17 protein-coding genes and 1 CRISPR repeat array (1 of these 18 cut by a window edge) are annotated in these 19,473 nt (G+C 69.9%); of the genes, 8 read left to right on the forward strand and 9 right to left on the reverse strand.

Annotated elements, in window-relative coordinates; translation table 11 throughout:
* The first annotated feature begins 76 nt into the window (after positions 1 to 76).
* The 4 genes from rapZ (at position 77) to EI73_RS02140 (ending at position 3,924) form a co-directional block, all read left to right on the forward strand.
* Complete coding sequence (gene rapZ / locus EI73_RS02125; RefSeq protein ID WP_034383714.1) at positions 77 to 919, forward strand: RNase adapter RapZ; 843 nt, start codon at positions 77 to 79, stop codon at positions 917 to 919.
* On the forward strand, positions 916 to 2,247 hold the full coding sequence (gene yvcK / locus EI73_RS02130; protein ID WP_034383716.1) for a YvcK family protein: 1,332 nt from the start codon (positions 916 to 918) through the stop codon (positions 2,245 to 2,247). Before rapZ ends, yvcK begins: the two co-directional genes overlap by 4 nt.
* A 61-nt stretch (positions 2,248 to 2,308) precedes the next feature.
* The gene (locus EI73_RS02135; protein ID WP_231557259.1) at positions 2,309 to 3,046 is read left to right on the forward strand and encodes a glucodextranase DOMON-like domain-containing protein; all 738 of its coding nucleotides are present in this window, start codon (positions 2,309 to 2,311) and stop codon (positions 3,044 to 3,046) included.
* Positions 3,043 to 3,924: a DMT family transporter gene (locus EI73_RS02140; RefSeq protein WP_034383723.1), complete on the forward strand. Its 882-nt coding sequence runs from the start codon at positions 3,043 to 3,045 to the stop codon at positions 3,922 to 3,924. Before EI73_RS02135 ends, EI73_RS02140 begins: the two co-directional genes overlap by 4 nt.
* Here the strand turns inward: EI73_RS02140 and EI73_RS02145 are convergent.
* From EI73_RS02145 to EI73_RS16650, 7 genes are all read right to left on the reverse strand, one after another.
* A complete protein-coding gene (locus EI73_RS02145; protein WP_034383726.1) occupies positions 3,911 to 5,173 on the reverse strand; it encodes a DUF4127 family protein in 1,263 nt (420 codons plus the stop codon). The genes EI73_RS02140 and EI73_RS02145 overlap by 14 nt on opposite strands.
* A 61-nt stretch (positions 5,174 to 5,234) precedes the next feature.
* A complete protein-coding gene (locus tag EI73_RS02150; RefSeq protein WP_034383729.1) occupies positions 5,235 to 7,064 on the reverse strand; it encodes an arginine--tRNA ligase in 1,830 nt (609 codons plus the stop codon).
* Between the two features lie 47 nt (positions 7,065 to 7,111).
* The gene (locus EI73_RS02155; RefSeq protein ID WP_034383732.1) at positions 7,112 to 7,594 is read right to left on the reverse strand and encodes a hypothetical protein; all 483 of its coding nucleotides are present in this window, start codon (positions 7,592 to 7,594) and stop codon (positions 7,112 to 7,114) included.
* An 87-nt stretch (positions 7,595 to 7,681) separates the two neighbouring features.
* On the reverse strand, positions 7,682 to 9,469 hold the full coding sequence (locus EI73_RS02160; RefSeq protein WP_034383735.1) for an N-acetylmuramoyl-L-alanine amidase: 1,788 nt from the start codon (positions 9,467 to 9,469) through the stop codon (positions 7,682 to 7,684).
* A gap of 78 nt (positions 9,470 to 9,547) precedes the next feature.
* Positions 9,548 to 10,312: a 3-hydroxybutyrate dehydrogenase gene (locus EI73_RS02165; RefSeq protein WP_034383738.1), complete on the reverse strand. Its 765-nt coding sequence runs from the start codon at positions 10,310 to 10,312 to the stop codon at positions 9,548 to 9,550.
* Positions 10,313 to 10,335: 23 nt separating this feature from the next.
* The gene (locus tag EI73_RS16645) at positions 10,336 to 11,529 is read right to left on the reverse strand and encodes a BTAD domain-containing putative transcriptional regulator (protein ID WP_231557260.1); all 1,194 of its coding nucleotides are present in this window, start codon (positions 11,527 to 11,529) and stop codon (positions 10,336 to 10,338) included.
* Positions 11,421 to 13,346: an AAA family ATPase gene (locus EI73_RS16650; protein WP_231557261.1), complete on the reverse strand. Its 1,926-nt coding sequence runs from the start codon at positions 13,344 to 13,346 to the stop codon at positions 11,421 to 11,423. Before EI73_RS16650 ends, EI73_RS16645 begins: the two co-directional genes overlap by 109 nt.
* Before the next feature lie 55 nt (positions 13,347 to 13,401).
* On the opposite strand from EI73_RS16650, the gene EI73_RS02175 reads away from it, so the two are divergent.
* Positions 13,402 to 14,568: a hypothetical protein gene (locus EI73_RS02175; protein ID WP_034383741.1), complete on the forward strand. Its 1,167-nt coding sequence runs from the start codon at positions 13,402 to 13,404 to the stop codon at positions 14,566 to 14,568.
* Positions 14,569 to 14,571: 3 nt separating this feature from the next.
* On the opposite strand, the gene EI73_RS02180 is transcribed toward EI73_RS02175, so the two are convergent.
* Both EI73_RS02180 and EI73_RS02185 read right to left on the reverse strand, forming a co-directional pair.
* Positions 14,572 to 15,087 (reverse strand): chromate transporter, encoded by a 516-nt coding sequence (locus tag EI73_RS02180; RefSeq protein WP_034383744.1) that lies wholly within the window; start codon positions 15,085 to 15,087, stop codon positions 14,572 to 14,574.
* Positions 15,080 to 15,670, reverse strand: coding sequence for a chromate transporter (locus EI73_RS02185; protein WP_034383747.1), 591 nt, complete (start codon positions 15,668 to 15,670; stop codon positions 15,080 to 15,082). Before EI73_RS02185 ends, EI73_RS02180 begins: the two co-directional genes overlap by 8 nt.
* A 150-nt stretch (positions 15,671 to 15,820) precedes the next feature.
* On the opposite strand from EI73_RS02185, the gene EI73_RS02190 reads away from it, so the two are divergent.
* The 3 genes from EI73_RS02190 to EI73_RS02200 all read left to right on the forward strand — a co-directional run bounded on the left by EI73_RS02190 (position 15,821) and on the right by EI73_RS02200 (position 18,421).
* On the forward strand, positions 15,821 to 16,828 hold the full coding sequence (locus EI73_RS02190) for an ATP-binding cassette domain-containing protein (protein ID WP_034383750.1): 1,008 nt from the start codon (positions 15,821 to 15,823) through the stop codon (positions 16,826 to 16,828).
* Between the two features lie 61 nt (positions 16,829 to 16,889).
* The gene (locus EI73_RS02195) at positions 16,890 to 17,639 is read left to right on the forward strand and encodes an ABC-2 family transporter protein (protein ID WP_051935547.1); all 750 of its coding nucleotides are present in this window, start codon (positions 16,890 to 16,892) and stop codon (positions 17,637 to 17,639) included.
* On the forward strand, positions 17,636 to 18,421 hold the full coding sequence (locus tag EI73_RS02200) for an ABC transporter permease (protein ID WP_034383756.1): 786 nt from the start codon (positions 17,636 to 17,638) through the stop codon (positions 18,419 to 18,421). The genes EI73_RS02195 and EI73_RS02200 overlap by 4 nt, the downstream gene beginning before the upstream one ends.
* Positions 18,422 to 19,473: direct repeats of the CRISPR family, unit length 37 nt; unit sequence GTTTCAATCCTCAGCCGCCCCGAAGGACGGCTGCAAC; it runs 1,520 nt beyond the window's last position.

The following is a 19,473-nucleotide window of genomic DNA, read 5'->3' on the forward strand; positions in this document are numbered from 1 at the left end:
CGCTTCCCCGCGGCGGGTGTGAGGCTCAGGCCGTTGGGGAGGCGGGCCCCACGTCACGAGCCGCTAGACTGCCCCCATGCCGTTCGTGATCGTGTCGGGCCTGTCGGGAAGCGGAAAGAGCACCGCGCTGCGCACCCTAGAGGACGCGGGCTTTTTTACCACCGACAACCTGCCGCCCGAGCTGTGGGGGGCGATGCACGATCTCGCGCAGGCGCGGGGGCTAACCCGGGTGGCGGTCAGCACGGACGCCCGCACACGGGATTTCCTGGGGGCGCTGGAGGCGAGTTACCTGCGGCTCTCGCGCCGCCGGGAGGATCTGCGGGTGCTGTTTCTGGAGGCGACCTCAGAGGTGCTGCTGCGCCGCTACAACCTAACCCGGCGGGTGCATCCCCTCGGCGAGACGCTGCTGATGGATTTTGCGCGGGAACGTGAGCTGCTCGCGCCGCTGCGCGCCCTCGCTGACATCGTGATCGACACAACCCAGCTCAGTGCGCCTGAGCTCGCACAGCGGGTGCTGCGGGCTCTGCGGCTGGAGTACGACTTTGACCTGCGGCTGCTGAGTTTCGGCTTCAAGCACGCGCCGCCGCGGGACGCAGACCTGGTGGTGGACGTGCGCTCGCTGCCCAATCCGTACTACGTGGCGGAACTGCGCCCCCGCACCGGTCTGGAGGCGGATGTGGCCGGCTACGTCTTCCGCGACGAGTCGTCCGAAGCCTTTTACCGCGAGGTGCGCGACTTCGTGCGGCTGGCAGCCGAGCGGGCGCGGGCGGCGGGGCGGCACAGCTACACGGTGGCGGTCGGCTGCACGGGCGGGCAACACCGCTCGGTATCGGTGGCCGAGCGGCTCGCTCGTGACCTGACGGACCTGAATGCACAGGTCACGGAGCACCGTGACGTGCAGCTGGGAGAAGAAGCGTGAGCGACTGGCCGCGGGGGCGATCGCAGGCCTGGCGAGCGGGCCGCCGGGCCCGGATGTGGCTCACGCCCGGCATGGGCGTCAAACGCTGGCTGCTCCTTTTTGTCGTGTGCACGCTGATCGGTGCGGTGGGCTTCCTGCACTTCACCTGGACGGGGCCGCTGCACTTCGTGGCCACCCGCTGGATTCTGTGGCTGAACGCGCTGACCGAGCCCGACATCATGCCCCTCTATGTGGGCGGTATGACGGTGATGGCCCTGGCGCTGCTGGGCGCTCTGGCCAGCATCGTGATGCTCAACCGCTCCATCCTGCACTCGACCGGCACGGCCCCCGATACGGCGGTGGACGTGATCTATTCCCGGCGGGCCCTGGCGCGCGGACCGCGGATCGTGGCGGTTGGGGGCGGAACGGGCCTCTCGAACCTGCTCTCCGGCCTCAAGGAACACACGGCCAACATCACGGCCATCGTGACGGTCGCCGATGACGGTGGGTCCAGCGGGCGGCTGCGCGAGTCGCTCGACATGATCGCGCCGGGGGATCTCACCGACTGCTACGCCGCCCTCTCTGACAGCCCGGTGCTCGCTCGGCTGCTGCTGCACCGCTTTGGGCGTGGGGACGGCCTGGAGGGACATACCTTCGGCAACCTGCTGCTCGCCACCCTCAGCGAGGAACAGGGCGGACTCCAGGGCGCCATGAGGGACGTGCACGAGGTGTTGCGCGTGCGTGGCCAGGTCTTTCCGGCCACGACCACGCCCGTTACCCTGGTCGCGCGGCTTTCGGACGGGCGCGAGGTGCGCGGCGAGAGTGAGTTGGCCCGGCAGGTGGGGGACGCCCGCGTGGAGGACGTGCGGCTGGAGCCGCCCGACCTGCCCGCCCTGCCCGCGGTGCTCGACGCCATCGCGCACGCCGAACTGATTGTGTTGGGGCCAGGAAGCCTCTTTACGTCCATTCTGCCCGCACTGCTGGTGCCCGGCATCGCGCGGGCGGTGCGCGCTTCAGGCGTGCCGGTGGTGTACGTCGCCAGCCTGATGACCGAGCCCGGCGAGACGACCAGCCTGACCCTTGAAGACCACGTGAACGCGATCAGCCGGCACCTAGGCCGCACGCCCGACTGGGTGCTGGTGAACAGCACGCCCATTCCCCCCGATGTCCAGGCCCGCTACGCTGCCGAAGGCGCGCAGATGCTCACCCTGGAGGGGGCGAGCCGTGGCCTGCGGGACCGGGTGTGGCGGGCGCCCCTGCTGCAGGCGGGTGCGGTCGCCCGCCATGATCCCGCTGCCCTCGCCCAGGCGCTGCTGGCGGTGCTCGCCCGCAAGCGCGGGGGAACCTGAAGAAGGGCACCCCCCCACACCCCCTCCTCAAGCTTCGTCCTCAGCCGCTATGCTGGCGCGCGTGTGGACACTTCTCGCCGCTGCGGTCCTGTCTCTTGCTGATCCTGCGGGGGACGCGCGGGGTGACGGGGGGTACGTCCTGCCCAGCCGGCCCGCTGTGAGCGCGCAGGCGCTGGACCTGCGGGGCCTGCGGGCAGAGCCGCGGGGGGCGGGGATGCGCTTGACGGTCACGCTGGGCCGCATCGAGAACCCCTGGAACGCGCCGGCAGGCTTCTCGGCCGGTGTCCTGGACCTCTTTGCGGGGAGCGCGCTGGGGGGGCGGCGGACCCTGGATGAGCTGCGGCTCGACACGCGGGGCGGTGGCTGGACCTACCACCTGCGCGTGACCGGCTTTGGAAGCACCCTGGAACGCGCCGCGGAGGAGGGCGGGGGAGTGGTGCGCCTGCCGACCCCGGCCGTGCGGGTCGTGGGAAACAGCGTGGTGATCGACGCGGCCATTCCGCCCGCCCAGTACGCCTACTGGGTGACGAGCAGCGTGTATTCGCCCTTCACGGCGGATGGCGTGCTGCGGCCCGTCACCACTCCCGGTCCCACGCATCTCCAGGCGGGCCGCGCGGACGCCCCCGTGCCGGTGGACGTGCTGCTGCCGTCTGGCGACCAGACGCCCTTTACGCAGGGGACTCTGCCCCCGGTGGGTCAGACGCGCGACACCCGTACCCTGCTCCTGGTGGCGCTGGGCGGTCTGGGCCTGCTGCTGGTGGTCGTCGCCACCGTGATCCTGTGGCGGAGGGGTGCATGAGGCTCCCCGCTCCCCTCCTGATCCTGCTGGCCGCCGTGCTGTGGGGCCTGCTGGGCATCCTGGGCAAGAACGCGCAGGCGGCGGGCGTGGGGCCGCTGGAGGTCGCCTTTTGGCGGGCCGCGCTGGCCGGCGGGCTGTTTGCGCTGCATGCTGCCGTGACCAGAGCGGCGCTTCCCCGTGGCCGCGACCTGCTGGTGACCGCAGCCTTTGGGGTGGTCGGCGTCAGCGTCTTTTACGGGGCCTATCAACTGGCGGTGCGGGCGGGCGGCGCGAGCCTCGCGAGCGTGCTGCTGTACACGGCTCCGGCCTTTGTGGCGCTGCTGGGCTGGGGGCTGCTGCGTGAACGGCTGGGCGTGCGGGAGGGGCTGGCGGTGGCGGGCACCCTCGCCGGCATCGCCCTCATCAGCCTGGGTGGCGGAGAGGGCGTGAACGTCACCGGCGCGGCCCTCGCCTGGGGCCTGACCGCCGGGTTCACCTACAGCCTGTATTACCTCTACGGCAAGGCGTACTTTGCCCGCTACGCGCCCACGGCCCTCTACGCGGTCGCGCTGCCCGTGGGCGCCCTAGGTCTGCTGCCCCTGGTGGACTTCAGCGCCAAGACGCCCGGCGCGTGGGTCAGCCTGCTCGCCATCGCCGTCCTGAGCACCTACTTCGCCTATCTCGCCTACAGCGCGGGGCTTAGGCGCCTGCCCGCCACTCGCGCCAGCGTGATCGCCAGCCTGGAACCCGTGGTGGCCGCCCTGCTTGCCGCGCTGCTCTTCGCCGAGCGGCTCTCTGCCACGGCGCTGCTCGGCGCGGCGCTGGTGATCGGCGCGGCGCTGCTGCTGAGCGTGGAGAACCGCCCGACCGCCTCCCAGCGGGCCGTTACTGGGGAGTGAGCTCGAACGACCACTCAAAGGAGCGGCCCCAGGGCAGCGTGGCGTCCACCAGCTGGTAGCTCAGTCCCATGCGCAGGGGGAAGTAGGCGCGGGCGAGATCAAGCAGCTTTGCCTGCCCCTCCGGCGTGTTCAGTGCCGCTTCGGGAACGGCCTTGCGCAGGGCCGCCCGCACCTCGGCGCTGTAGATCACGTCGTTGGCATACTCATGGGCAAGCAGGGCGTCCTGCCGCAGGGGATCAGCCCCCTTCAGGGCGAGGCGGGCGTGTGCGAGGGCGGTGCCCAGGTTGTTGCCGGGCGTGCCCCACGCCGCGAGCGCGAGCAGGTTGGCGTGCTGCCGCAGCGTGGCGAGGTCAGACCACAGCCGCGTGTTGCCCAGGTTCACCTGCGCCACATCCGCGACCGCGACCGGCCCGCGCCGCAGCAGGGCGCTCACCCGCAGGGCTGCTCGGCGTGGGTCACCGCCGTTAAAGACGTAGAGGGTCAGGTCGGCGGGGCCGCTCTCCACCACTCGGAAGCCGCCCGCTCGCGCGTGGTTGGCGACGCTCTGGATGAGGGGAATTCCCTCATAACGAATCACCTGCTCGGCCTTGGCCGGGTCGCTGTACTCCACCCGCACCGTTCGCTCGGTGGGAGCGAGGGCCCGCGCAACCAGCAGGCTGAGCACCTCGTCCGCGCCGGGGTAGATGTGGACGTGGGGCGGAGCCTCTGCCGCGAGCGCCGCGCCCTCCGTGGGAGCCGGGCTGCCGGGCAGCGCGTCATCCCAGGTCACGTGCAGCTCCCGAAAGACGCCCGCGCGCGCCCAGGCGACCATCTCACGGGCGACCGCGAGGTTGCGGGCCCGGTTTGTCGCGTCCGGCTCGCGCGGCAGGGTGATGAAGGCGTAGACGGGCTGCCCTGTTCGCGCCTGCCAGTCACGCACCGGCTGGAGGCGGGTCAGGGCTTCCGACACCGTCAGGGCGCTGGTCCTGGACTGCACGAGTCCGCCATACGCCAAAGCGTCCAGAGCCACGATAAGCGGCTCGTCGGTGGGCTGCGCGCGGAGCCACGCGCTGAGCTGGGCCGCGTCCGCGCCACGCTGGGCATCGCCCAGGAGGTCGGCGGGAGGAACCTGCACCGTCCCCCCGCCCAATCCGGCGATGAGGGCGGGCAGCACGCGGGTTGCCGGGCGCGAGTCGAGCGGTACGAGGGTCTGTGCCCCGGCCTGAGCGGCCAGCACCAGGGCGAGCAGCGAGAACACGCGGCGCGTCATGCCGGCAGGCTAGAGGGGGAACGTGAGGGAGAGGCCAGCACAGGAGAGAGCGCCGCCCGCCTCACATCGCTGCCGGAACCTCGATCCCGATCAGGTCGAGCGTCTCCTCAAAGGCGCGGCGCAACCGAGCGACCAGGGCGAGCCGGGCCTCCCGCAGCCCCGCCGGGCTCTGGAGGACGTTCGTGGCGGGCTTGCCCTGTTGGTCCTTCGCGTTGTACCACGCGTTAAAGGCCGTAGCGAGGTCCAGCGCGTACTGAGCCACAACGTGCGGCGAGTGAACCCGAACAGCCTGCGCGACGACCTCCGGCAGTTTGGCGACCATCTTGGCCAGGTTGACGTCAAGGGCGGGAACGGCGCTCCAGTCGGCCCCGCTGCCGTCCGCCGCGTACCCCGCCTCCTCGGCGCGGCGCAGGATGTTTGCGGCACGCACGGCGGCGTACTGCACGTAGGGGGCGGTATCCCCGTTCAGCGCGAGGGCCTGATCCCAGCGGAAGTCGATTTTGCGGGTGGGCTCCGCTTTGAGCATGGCGAAGCGAATGGCCCCGATGCCGATGCGGCGGGCGATCTCGGGGGCGTCTGCCCGAGCGGCGAGCTCGGGATTGATCTCGTTCAGCACGGCCAGGGCCCGGCGCTCGGCCTCGTCCATCGCCTCGTCGGCACTCACGGCAATTCCCTTGCGCCCGCTGATGGTTTGGCCTTCCAACGTCACAAAGGCGTAGGAGAGGTGGATGCTGCGGGCCTGCTTCTCGGGCTCGCCCGCGACCCCCAGCGCGGAACGCACCACCGTCTGCGGATGGTCCTGACGCGAGTCGATCACGTTGATGACCTCGTCCGCGTGGCCAAAGCGGCGCTCAAGGTCCGGCTCACCGTCAGGCGCGCTGGTCCAGACGACGTGCCCTTCGGGATCCGTCAGAAAGGGCTTAAACTTCATGCCCTCGAACAGGCCGAATTTCCAGAACTGGTAGCCGATGTCCTTGGCGGCGTACATCGCGGTGCCGTCTGAGCGCAGCAGGACCACGTTCGGTTCCTCGAGGCCCGGCATAAACGCCGAGACGTCCATCACCAGGGCGCCCGCGAACTTGCCCTCGGTGGGCCGCGAGGTATAGGGGCTTTTTTCCAGGATGTTCATCGCGCTGGCCAGAAAGCCACTCCCCACCACGTCCGACTCCCAGTTCAGCAGGTCGTAGCGCGCGCCCAACCGAAAGCAGGTCTCGAGGTGGGCGCGCACGACCTTTTCGACTTCGGCGCGCAGTTCTCCGGCTTCGAGCCGGTGCATCACCTCCCGAATGCCGGGCTCCAGCGCCTCCTTGTGGGGATCGGCGTTGAGCTGCACGTAGCCCTCACCCAGCCAGTGGTCGTACTTTTGCACGCCGTCCCAGACGCGGCCGTAGTGCTGGACCGCAAACAGGCTCTCGGCCGCCTGCCGCCCGGTGTCGTCGATGTAGTTTTGCACCTCCACGGTGTGTCCCGCCGCGCGAAAGATGCGGGCCATGCTGTCACCCAGCACCACGTTGCGCAGGTGCCCCACATGCAGCTCCTTGTTGGGGTTGACGGAGGTGTGCTCGATCACGACCTTGCCCCCGCGGGGGGCCATCGCAAAGGGCGTCTCCACGACCCCTTTGACGAACGTGCCCACGTCGACAAAGAAATTCAGGAACGGCCCCGCCGCCTCGACGCGCGCGATCCCCGCCGGGAGGATCACCCTCTGCGCGAGCTCCGCCGCGACCTGTGCCGGGTTCTGGCCGAGCACCTTGGCCATCTGAAAGGCGGCGGGCGTGCCGTAGTCGCCCGGTTTGTTGGCCGGAGTTTCCTGAATCGCTGCGTCTAGCGGCGCGCCCATATCGGCGGCGGCCCGTTCGACGGCGGCCTTGAGATCAGCCTTGAGGTCCATAACCGGGAATTGTAACAGTGGCGAGTTCCCGGGGGGAAACGGGGGGCCTACCTCACCGTCACGGTCAGCGGGTCGGCCTGTACTCGGATGGGCTGACCGTTCGCCTCCCCGTCAAACCAGGTGGTGAGGCGGTAGGTGCCGGGCGGCAGGGGTGGGAGCGTGCGGCGCAGGGTCAACACGTCTCCGGCCGCGAGGGTGCGGGTGAAGCTGAGTTCCGGGCAGGTGAGGGGGCCAGCCACCGTGGGAGCGGCGACGGTCTCGCCCGGCACGTGGGCCAGGGCCACATAGGGCGGCAGGCCGCAGCGGCCCCAGTTGACCTGCGCGGCGTACCGCAGCGTGAGGGGCTGCCCACTGTCATTGCGCAGGGTAAGGGTGACGGTGATGGCCCGCCCGGGGGCCGCAGCGCTCGCCTGTGGGCTCAGGCGTCCCGCGGGGGGCTCCACGGCAGGCACGCCGGGTGGCCGCAGGCTGCCCAGCAGCGCGCAGCTCCCCAGCAGGAGCGGGAGCAGCAAGAGGATGAGGCGTAGCATAAAGACCTCCTCAGCGAACGGTGGCGCAGGGTCATGGGCCGAGCGTACCCAGCCCGCATGACAGCGAGCTGATAGGGAGGATGCTCGTCACGGCTGCGCCTGGGCGGCATAGAAGTCCGCGATGCCCGCAGCAATCGCCTGCGCGAGGCGCTCGCGTCCTCCGGGGTCCATGAGGAGGCGAAGGTTTCCCGGATCGGTGAGGTACGCCGTCTCCACAAGCAGGCTGGGCTGCGTGGTGGGCCGGGTCAGGGCGAGATTCGCCCCGGGCTTGAGCCCGGCGCCGGTGCCGAGTTCGGGGAGCCCGCGCCGCAGGGCGGCGAGAAGTGCGGCGGCGGGAGCCTGGGCCTGCGGGTGCGTGAAGTGCACCTCTGGACCACGAATGCCCCGGGGGTCACGCCCATCGGGCAGGGCGTTGGCGTGGATGGACACGAGCAGGTCAGCACGCACCGCCTCGGCGATCAACCCCCGCTCGTACAGGCCAAGGGTGACGTCGCTGTCACGGGTGAGGACCACATCCGCGCCCTGTGCCCGCAACAGGTCGGCGGCGCGGCGGGCAATGGGCAGCACCAGATCCTTTTCGGGGACGCGCAGGCTGCCCGCCCCGCCCGTTTGGGTGCCGCCGTGCCCGGCGTCCAGCACGATCACCCGCCCCGCGAGGGGCTGTGTTCGGTTCAGCGCGGGCGGACGGCGCACGGTGAGCCGCAGATCGTCCCCCTGGTAGTTCGCGGTAAATCCCCAGGCCTGTGGCGCGCTCAACTCCAGGGTCAGCCGGGTGACGCCCAGGCCCAGGGCCTGCACCTCTGCGTGTGCCAGCAGCGGATCATTCAGGGTGGGCGGCAGGGTCGGCGGCGTCTCCAAGCCGTAGAGGGTCAGGGCCAAGCGGCGGCCCCCATTCTCCTGCGTCACGGTAAAGGGGACGCGCGCCCCACCGAGCGGCACCCGGACATGCAGCTCCGCGGCGGAAGAGAAGTCTTCCAGGGTCACCTGCCCAGCGTGGGCGGGGGGAGGAGCCCCCGGCGTGACGGCGAGTTGTTGCTCGGAAAGCAGCACGCTCACGCCGGGTGCAAGGCGGGCGCGCACATCCTCCCCCTGCCGTCCGACAAGCGCAAAGGCCATGCCCTCACGCGGGTACAGGAACGGCTCGCCCCCGGGAGTCGTCGCGACGTTTCCCGCGTCGTTGAGGCCCAAGCCGGGCACCGTGTTGGGCCGCTGAACGCCCGTCTGGACCCCCTGCGGCCTGCTGCTCAGACGGCCAGGGGCCGTGGCCGTCACCGTCTTCCCGTCGCGGCCGGTGAGGCGAACCGTCACGGGGGCCTGAGACAGCAGGGCGGAGACGGGCAGGACGTAGGCGCCCTCGTAACGCCCTGGGCTCACCTCGCGCAGGAGCTGGGACGCGCCTGCCCCGACCTGAAAGGTCGCTCGCCCGCCCGGTGAGCCGCGAAAGGCCACCTCTACCGTGCGCTCGGCGGGCGAGTCGTGGGCCGCGTCCCAGAATTCCAAGGAGACGGCGGGCGTCAGGCTGCTGCGGTCGATCTGGGTCGGCGTGGCGGGGAGCGGTGCCGCCGCCGTCCGGATCACCCGCAAAGAGCGGGTGTTTGTTTGGGTGCCCTGGGTGCTCGTCAGGCGCAGCTCGTTTGTTCCCGGGCGCAGCGGCCACCACAGGATGAAGAGGCCATCGGCGCCCACGGCCACCGCCTGTCCCCCCACGCTTAGGCTCGCGCCGGGCGGCACACTGCCCTCAAGCAGCACGTGATCAAACGCCACCCGGTGCCCGTCCGGCGGATAGGCGACAAAGATCTCGGGTCCGGCGCGGGCCACCGCGAGGGCAGGGGCAGCCAGCAGGGCAAGCGTCACGGCGGCGCGGCGCAGGGGCATAGGCGAGATGTAGCACGGCGGGCCGAGGCGGAGGATGAGGCCCGCCAAGACGGGCGGCGATGGTGGCCGAACACGGTTCTAGCGCGCGGTCCACCCCAGATCGAGGTCAAGCACTGCCCCCGTCATTCCCCAGGCGGCGGGGCTCACCACGTAGCTCGCGAGGGCCGCCACGTCTTCGGGGAGCAGAAGTTTTTTGATGGCGGCGGGTTCCAGCATCACCTTCTGCTCGACGTCCTCGGGGCTCAGGCCGCGCGTGCGGGCTTGGTCCGCAATCTGGCCCTCCACCAGGGGCGTGCGGACGTAGCCGGGGCAAATCGCGTTCACCGTAAAGCCCTGCTCGCCTGCCTCCAGGGCAGCGGTCCGCGTCAGGCCGATCAGCCCGTGCTTGGCGCTGATGTAGGCGCTTTTAAAGGGGCTGGCCACCTGACCGTGGATGGAGGCGATGTTGACGACGCGGCCCTGCCCCGAACGCCTCAGATACGGCCAGGCGTACTTCGTCAGCAAAAAGGGGGCGGTCAGCATCACGTGCAGCATGGTGTCCCAGGTGTCCTCGGGAAAGTCCGCGATGGGGTCGATGTGCTGAAAGCCCGCGTTGTTGACCAGCACGTCGAGGCCTCCCAGCGCTGCGACGGTCTCCGCGACCGCTCGGCGGCAGTCTTCCCGGCGGGCGAGGTCCGCCCCCACAAAGGTGAAGCCGTGCTGTGCGGCCGCGGTACGCGCCTGCGGACGGTCGAGGTCGAGCACGGCGACCCGTAGTCCATCGGCCTGAAGCCGCTGCGCGATGGCGAGGCCGATGCCGCTGCTGCCGCCCGTCACGAGGGCCACGCGAGAGTCCTGAGTCATGGGCAGAGTGTAGGGTGTGGGCGTCACGAAGGCGTTTCACGCGCCCGCCCCGTCAGCGCCCGGTGCAGCGTCTCCGTTTCTGGAAGCGGCGTGAGGCCGAGGTCCGCAAGAGCGGCACGCAGGGCTGCGTAGGTGCGGGCGGCGGCGGCGGGGTTGGCCCGGGCATGCCACGCGCGCATCAGGGTGCGGGCCGCGGGCTCGTGCGCGGGGTCGAGCGCCAGGGCGCGCTCGGCCAGCCGGGTCGCCAGGTCCGGCCCCACGGCGTGCAGAGCGTGCTCGGCTTCTGCGGTCAGGGCCTCGGGGAGATGAACGGCGTAGCGCTCGGCCTCGGCCTGTACCGCGGTGAGGTCACTGTCGGCCACCTCTCCCGGCAGGGCCAGCAGGGCGGCGGCGCGTCCGGGCGTTCCGGGCTCAGCATGCAGCCAGGTCAGCGCCTCGTGCAGATCCACCGTCAGGTCAGGACCACATCTCAGCCGCAGCCAGTCCCCGCGCTCCAAAAAGGTGCCGCTGGCCACCCCCTCTTCCAGCACCTGCCCAAGGGCGTGCAGCGTGACGCGAAAATTGCGCTCGCCCGCCTGGGGGTCCGCCCCCGGAAACAGGGCCTCCTGTGCCGCCTCGCGTGGCAAGCCCTGGGGAGAAACGGCAAGCAGGGCGAGCAGGTCGCGGGCGCGCGCGCGGCCCCACTCGCGCGTTTCCCGCTCCCCGCGCACCACCGTCACCCGCCCCAGCACCTGCACCCGCACCTCGGTGGGCGGAACCTCAAGGGGCACAGGAACGTGCGTGTAGCCCAGGGCGCGGGCGATGGGGAGGAGCGCGGCCTGCGCCTCCGGCACCGCTGCCCCCAGCCGAGCGAGCAGCGCCGCTCGCGCCACACGTTCCGGGGCAGGGGAGAGCAGCGAGCGCCGCGCGAGCAGGAAGGGAAACCGGGCCACCGCCTGAGCCGCGGCCTCTGCGCCTTCGCCGGTGGCCGCGTAGCGCGCGAGGGCGGCGGCCCCCTCGCCAAAGGCGTCTCCACAGGCGGCAAAGAGGGCGCTTGCCGCCTCCAGACCGGGCACCGCTCCCCGCTCATCCCCCCCGTGCAGCCGTCCCAGGGCGGCCGTTAGCCGCGTCAAGGCGGCCACGTAGCGGTCTCCGCCCGTATGGGCGAGGGCCCGCGCCTCGTGTTCGGCGGCCAGGGTGACGTGGCCTGAGCGGCCCTCCAGATAGGCCAGCCCCATTCGCGGTTCCACCTGTAGGCGGGGCACCACGTCGAGCGAGAGGGCAAGCGCCTCCTGGTAGGCGCCCCGTGCCGCCTCGGGCCGTTGGGCGGCCACCTCGGCATGCCCCAGCCGGGCCAGGGCCAGCGAGCACACAAAGCGGCTCTCGAGGCGTTCCCCTTCTGCCAGACCCGCACGAGCACAGCGGGCCGCCTCCGGCGCCTCCCCGAGCACGGCGTGCAAGAACGCCGCGAGCAGCAGGCCCTCGCGGTGGTTTTGCGCGGCCCGCGCGCCCCCGGTTTCCCCCCGCGCCGCCTCCAGGGCCAGGGTAAGCGCGTGGGTGATGTGTCCGGAGCGCAGGGCATACCTCGCCCCCCCGCCAGGTCGGGGACCAGCGCCAGGGCCTGGAGAAGTTCGCCCGCGTTGAGGTGGTTTTCGGCCCGCATTCGCCGGACCTGGGCCCGTGTCGCCTCGTCGGCGGCCAGGGCCGCAGCCTGTTGCAGCGGTTCCCAGGCGAGGTCCGGCTGCACGGTGTCCAGGGCGACCTGCGCTTCTCCCAGCGCCCGGGCGAGCGGCTCCGCCTGTTCGTAGGCGGCCAGCGCCTCCCCGTAGCGTGAGGCGAGGCGCAGCGCGTCGCCGGAGAGGGCATGCAGGGCAGGCGTCCAGGCGGCGGCGGGCAGGCGCGCGAGGCTGCGGCCCACCAGGGTCACCCGGCCCTGGGCAAGCCAGCGTCCGCCGTGATGGGCCAAGAGTTCGGCGGCCCGGTTGGTGTGGCCCGCCTGGAGGTGCGCGGCGAGTGCTCGGCGGGGGCGTCCGGTGCGTTCAAAGTACGCTGCACCCCGCGCGGCGATCTCCCGGACCTGCTCACCGGTCAGGAGGCCGCGCAGGTGCGCGCGCAGCAGGGGATGCGCCCGGTAGCTGTCGCCCGTGCGGGTGAGAAAGGTGCCGCCCCGTTCAAGGGCAGCGAGGAGGGTCGCCGCCTCGCGTTCGGCCAGCACGTCGGCAAGCAGGTCCGGCGTGAGTTCCTCAAAGACGCTGCCGCGCGTCAGAAGTGCCCGCAACGCGGGATCAAGCGGCCCCAGCACCTCCTGGGCGAGGTAGGCAAACAGGGTGGCCAGTGGCACCTCACCCCCGTCGAGGTCCGCCAGCCGGGCCAGGGGAACCCGGCCCTGGGCGGCGGCCTGTGCCAGGAAGCGAGCGGCGATGGGCCAGCCTTCGGTGACCGTGTGGGCCAGCCTCACCTCGGACCCGCTGGCCTGGACGCCGTGGGCCGTCAGCAGGTCGGTGAGTTCGGTGGGAGTAAAGGCCAGGTCCGGCGCACTCACCCGCACCAGGTCGCCGGCGGCCTCCAGACGGGTCAGCTCCGGGTGTTCCAGCGGCGTGCGGGAAAGGAGCGCCACCCGCCCGCCCAGCAGCTCCTTGAGCATGTCACCCGTCAGCGGCCCCGCGAGGTGCTGCGCCTCGTCCAGCACGAGGAGGGCACCCGCTCGGTCCAGCACGTCCGCGACCCGTGCGGCCACCCGCCGGGGAGGCGTCCCCACATCCAGCAGGACTCCTGGTCCTTCGCCCTCCGGCAGACCAGACACCGCGAGCGCGAGGCCCGCTGCGAGCACCTGGGGATCGGCGTCGTCCACGTCGAGCGTGAGCCAGGCGGCCTGGCCCAGGTCGGGCAGGTGGGCCGCGAGCGTCGTGGTCTTGCCGTACCCCGCCGGGGCCACCACCGTCACCACCCGCGCGGAGCGCAGCAGCGCCAGCAGGCGGGGCCGCGCCACCGCTCCGCGCACCTGCGGGGGACGCGCCCGCCGTGAGGAGGCGTCATGCCGCCAGTCTGTCGTCACGCTGCCATTATGCTGTTCTCGCTCGTCTCCTCACGCCCCTTCTCGAAAGGAATGTATGCGTCTGGCGTACGCTTTGTTGGGCCTTTTCACCTGCTCGTCCCTGGTTCAGGCGGGGGGAACATCCGGCCCGGCGGTTCTGGCCCCGCCGCCCCTGGCTCCGCGTCCCCTGCGAGAACTGCGTGTCGCCGCGGCTTCGGGCACCCTCATCCTCGCGCTTGTCACAGACGAGAACCGCTACAGCAGCGGGCGGGGCCTCTTTACAGCCCGGCAGGTCACGGCTTGGCGCTGGTCCGGGGGCACCTGGCAGCCGCTGGGCGGCGTGCTGAATTACCAGCAGCCTCGCCCGGCAGCCAACCTCAACCTGGCCGTGGACCCGCAGGGCACACCCGTTCTGGCCTGGAACGAAAATTCCGGTGACAACGACGTGGTGGTGTTTCGGGCGTGGCAAGCGGGCCAGTGGACGAACTGGTGGCCGCGGTATCTGGGCATCAGTTCGCCCCAAGCCGCCAAGACGCGCGCCCTGGCTGCCTGGCAGGGTGAGCCCGTGCTCGTTTGGGGAGAGCGTCCGCGCCAAGGGCCGGGCATTCTCTTGACGCTGCGGCGCTGGACCGGACAAGAGTGGGCACGCGGCGAGCCCCTGGGCACGCCGAGCCGTTCCCCACGGGAGCCCTCCGTAGCGCTGGACGCCCGTGGGCAAATCACCGTCGCCTGGCTGGAGGGCAGCGTCACAGCCAGCAGGGTGAGGGTGGCCCGGCAGGTGGGTGACCACTGGGAAGCGCTCGGCGCGCCGCTGAGCCGGGGAGGACCGGCCTACCTGGCGGCCCCGCGTCTGGCGCTTGATCAGGCGGGCCGCCCTGTTCTGGCCTGGCTGGAGGACGTGGACGGTCAAGACACCCTGTTTGTCTCCCGCTGGACCGGAACGCGCTGGGTGCCGCTGGGCCAAGCCGTGAGCACGGGGTTTGCGTCGGCTCCGTCGCTGGCCCTCGGCGCGCAGGGCCAGCCGGTTCTGGCCTGGGTGGAGGAACGGGGCGGGCGGGGACAGGTTCGGCTGGCCCGCTGGACGGGGGCGGCGTGGCGAGACCTAGGCGTGCTCAATGCGGATGCCCGGCGGGACGCGCGCTCGCCTTCCGTCGCGGTGTTGCCCTCCGGTGAGGCGGTGCTCGCCTGGCGCGAAGACGGCGGCGGCATCTACCGTCTGCACCTGCGGCGGTTCGCGCCCTGACTCCTACAACCCGAGCAGCGCTCCCACGGCTGCGGCGCCCAGCACCACGGCGGCGCTATTCACCCGCGTACGCCACAGCAGCAGGAAGGCGGCGGCCGTCAGCAGCGCGGCCGGCCAGGAGGTCACGCTCGTTCGCGCGAGCACCAGTGCCCCCGCCAGCATCACCCCCCCGCCAAAGGGCAGCAGCGCGTTTCTGAGGGCGAGCGCCCAAGGATGTGCGCTATGCCGCTGCCACAGAAGCGCCGCTGCCGCACTCAGCAGCGCGGTTGGCCCGTAGAAGCCCAGCGTCGCGGCGAGTGCTCCGCTTGGCCCGGCGGCGGCGTACCCGTAGTGCGTGACCGCCAGCATATTCGGTCCCGGCATCAGTTGCCCCAGCGCAAAGCCGCTCGCGAGCGTTCGTGCGTCGATCCAGCCGTGATGCAAGACAAGCGCCCGCTCGAGCTCCGCGACGTTTGTTCCGCCGAAGCTGATCAGGCCCAGCCGGGCAAACACCAGGAAGATTTCCCAGAGGTCAGGCATGCCGTCCTCCGGGCCGGTGGATCAGCAGGCCCGCCCCCACCAGGACGAGCAGTACGGGCAGAAGATCGAGCCGCAGCACGCCCAGGGCCAAAAAGGCCGCCAGGGTGACGGTGGGGCCACCCCGCACCCGCCAGCCCACCCGCACCACCGGAAGTGCCGCCGTGAGCAGCACCGCCAGCGCCGCGCACGCTGCTCCCCGCAGGGCGCTCTGCAGGGCTGCCGGTAGGCCGCCGGGCTGCTCCAGCGTCAGCGCGCTCGCCGCAACCATGGCCAGTAGCCCTGGTGTCAGCACCCCCAGCACGCTGGCCAGCGCCCCCAGTCCCCCCGCCAGCCGCGCTCCTACCATCGCCGCCAGGTTCACCGCGTTCGGTCCCGGCGTGAGCTGCGCCAGGGTGAACGTCTCCGCGAACGCCTCTTCCGTCATCCAGCCGCGCGAGGTCAGGGCCCGGCGGGTGTGTGCCGGGAGCCCGCCGCCGATGCCCGACAGGGCCACGCCCACAAACATCCGGGCAAGGCTCAGCGGGGTGGGTCGGGCGGGCGCCGGGGTCGCCTCCGGCGGCGTGGCGGGCGCGGTGGAGGTCATGCCGTGAGCGTAAACCTGCCGCCAAGCGCTTCTCCCGTGACTGCTCGGGGAACAGGCGTGCACGTAACGCACAAAAAGGCCGCGCTGAAGAAGACCCCGCCATTTCGCCCATGTCTCTCCCTTCGCTCGCCGCGTACGCTGAGGCCAGCTATGACCACACCCTCCCCGGACGCCAGCGTGCACGTCCGAGAACTGCGCAAGCATTACGTCGTTCACGAGAAGGAGCCGGGCTTTCTGGGCAGCCTCCGCAGCTTTGTTCGGCGCAAAACCCGCGTGGTGGAGGCCGTGAGGGGCGTCTCCTTTGACCTCCAGCCCGGCGAGATGGTGGGCTTTTTGGGCCCCAACGGGGCAGGCAAGACAACCACCCTCAAGATGCTTTCCGGTCTGCTGCACCCCTCGGGCGGGGAGGTGCGGGTGGCCGGTTTCGAGCCGCGGCGCCGCCAAAGCGAATTCCTGCGGCGCATCACCCTGGTGATGGGGCAAAAACAGCAGCTGCTGTGGGACCTCCCCGCCCTCGACTCCTTTCTGGTCAACCAGGCCATCTACGAGATTCCCGACGCACAGTACCGCGAGACCATGCGTGAATTCACCGAGGTGCTGGGCTTGGAGGGAATTCTCAAGAAGCAGGTCCGCAAGCTTTCGCTGGGCGAGCGCATGAAATGCGAGCTGGCCGCCGCCCTGCTGCACCGCCCCCGCGTGCTGTTTCTCGATGAGCCCACGATTGGCCTGGACGTCAACATGCAAGAAAGCGTGCGGGCCTTTATCCGTGAGTACAACGCCCGCTACGGGGCCACCGTCATCCTAACCAGCCACTACATGGCCGACGTGACCGCCCTGGCTCGGCGCATCCTCGTGATCGACCAGGGCCAACTGGTCTTTGATGGCGACCTGGCTCGGCTTGCCCTGCGCGGCGGCGGCGGCAAAACGATCCGGCTGCAACTGCGCCAGCCCGTGACCCCGAGCGAACTCAGTGCCTACGGCAGCAACGTCAAGGTGGACGGGCTCAGCGCCGAACTCATCGTGCCCCGCGCGGAGGTGAGTGCGCGCGCCGCCGGGCTGCTTGCTCACCTCGATGTCGCAGACCTCACAGTCGAGGATCCGCCCATCGAAACCGTGCTGGCAGAGCTCTTTGGGGGCAAGGAGGCCGTGCGTGGCTAGGGGCGCTGGAGCGGCGCTGTGGCGCAAGGCTCGGGTGCTGCTGGCCACCCGCTTTGCCGAAATGGTGGAGTACCGGGCCGAGGTGGTGATCTGGATACTCTCCGGTACCCTCTCGCTGGTGATGATGCTGGTGTGGATGGCCCAGGCGGACGCCGCTCCCGGCGGGCAGGTGCGGGGCTACAGCGCCCCCGAGTTTGCCTCCTATTTCCTGAGCATCTGGCTGGTGAGCCAGGTCTTGGTGGTGTGGGTGGCCTGGGAGCTGGATTTCGAGGTCCGGCAGGGCACGCTTTCGCCCAAGCTGCTGCGGCCGATGGACCCCCTGTGGGGCCACTACGCCGCGCACCTCGCCGAACGGGTGGTGCGCCTTCCCCCGCTGCTGCTGTTGGTGGCCCTGTTCGCCTGGCTGTCCGGCGCAAGCCTAACCGCTGACCCCCTCGCCTATCTCGTGGCGTTGGGCCTCGCCTTTTTGGGCTTTAGCCTGCGCTTTCTGTATGAGTACACCATTGGTCTCCTGGCCTTTTGGACCGAATCAAGCACCTCCTTTCAGGAACTGATCTGGCTGGTGTACGCCGCCCTGGGCGGAATTTTTGCCCCACTGGCCTTTTATCCTCCGTGGGTGCAGCAGGTCGCGCTCTGGACGCCCTTTCCCTACATGCTGGGCCTGCCCGCGCAGCTTCTGGCGGGCAAGGCAACCCTGACCGACGCTGGGCGCGGCGCCCTGGTGCTGCTCGTGTGGTTGGTGATCTTTTGGGTGGTCCGGCTGGCCGTGTGGCGTGCGGGGTTACGGAAATACGGGGCGGTCGGAGCATGAAGCTCCTCCGCTTGATCCGCATCTTTGTGGGGGCTACGCTCGCCGCCCAACTGGAATACCGCGCCAACTTTCTGGGCGCCGTCCTCGCCAGCCTGGGAGAAGCCGGTGTGGCCCTCTTGGGGCTTGCCGTCCTATTCGGACAACCAGGCACCACGAGCGTAGGGGGATGGTCTTTTCAGCAGGCCCTGTTGGTAACAGGCTTTTTTATGCTGACCGAAGGGGTCATCAGCGTCTTTATCCAGCCCAACATGAGCAAGATCGCCGAGGCCGTGCGCACCGGCAGCATGGACTTTGTCCTGCTGAAGCCCATAGATGCCCAATTCAACGTCTCCACTCGGCATCTGAATGCACTGCGTGCAACTGATCTTTGTATAGGTGCGGCTCTCATCGTTTATGCTGCCTCCCAACTTGAGGTGACTTGGCCAGGAATCCTGCTCTCTGCCCTGCTCTATCTCTGCGCTGTTGTCATCGTGTACTGTATCTGGCTTGCGCTCTCGACCACTGCCTTCTGGTTTGTAAAGACCCAAAACGCTGCCGAGCTCTTTAACGGTGTCTTTGGTGCAGCCCGCTTTCCAGTCACAGCCTTTCCTTTGCCCATCCGTGCCCTGCTGACCTTTGTGGTGCCCGTGGCTTTTATCACCACTGTGCCGGCTCAGGCCATGACCGGTACCCTGCCGACAGCACTGGCTGTGGCCGCGCCCGTGGTGGCAGGAGTTCTGCTGCTTCTGACGCGCCTCTTTTGGCTGAGGGCTTTGGCCAGCTATACCAGCGCGAGCAGCTAGGTTTCAATCCTCAGCCGCCCCGAAGGACGGCTGCAACGGTTCGAAGTCTCTTTCCATTAATCCGGCCGTAGGTTTCAATCCTCAGCCGCCCCGAAGGACGGCTGCAACATTGAATGGCCGAACGCACGACTTTAAGAAGATCTCGGTTTCAATCCTCAGCCGCCCCGAAGGACGGCTGCAACATGATTGGGTTCCCCAACTCGCGTTTAGGGTGTCAGGTTTCAATCCTCAGCCGCCCCGAAGGACGGCTGCAACCGGTCTGTCGTCCTTCCAGCCGGAGTACAACACCAGGTTTCAATCCTCAGCCGCCCCGAAGGACGGCTGCAACTTCTTCGTGGTTTTGGCCTCACCCTTCCCTCCGCCGACTTGTTTCAATCCTCAGCCGCCCCGAAGGACGGCTGCAACCTTGTGGGAGTAGGTCACGTCGAGCTCCATAGGGCCGTTTCAATCCTCAGCCGCCCCGAAGGACGGCTGCAACGCCGTGCTTAGAGTGGAGTCATGCCGCAGGGTAAGGTTTCAATCCTCAGCCGCCCCGAAGGACGGCTGCAACGGTCCTGGTCGTGCACGAGCACCGCCTGGCGGTTGGTTTCAATCCTCAGCCGCCCCGAAGGACGGCTGCAACGCCTGGCTCCAGGTCACCGTCTCGTTGGCGATGGCCGTGTTTCAATCCTCAGCCGCCCCGAAGGACGGCTGCAACAGGAGCTGCTCGGTCGGCAGGAACTCCGCTGAGCAGTTTCAATCCTCAGCCGCCCCGAAGGACGGCTGCAACGTCACCACGCCGCGCGATTCCGCCACCGCGCCAGTTTCAATCCTCAGCCGCCCCGAAGGACGGCTGCAACGTCACCACGCCGCGCGATTCCGCCACCGCGCCAGTTTCAATCCTCAGCCGCCCCGAAGGACGGCTGCAACCCGAAGAACGGTTGCAACTGAGGCAGCCAGTAGCGTTTCAATCCTCAGCCGCCCCGAAGGACGGCTGCAACTCAACGAGGCGACGGAAGCCGGGGTGTAGTACTGATCGTTTCAATCCTCAGCCGCCCCGAAGGACGGCTGCA

The sequence above is a fragment of the Deinococcus sp. YIM 77859 genome (assembly GCF_000745175.1).
Taxonomy (GTDB): domain Bacteria; phylum Deinococcota; class Deinococci; order Deinococcales; family Deinococcaceae; genus Deinococcus.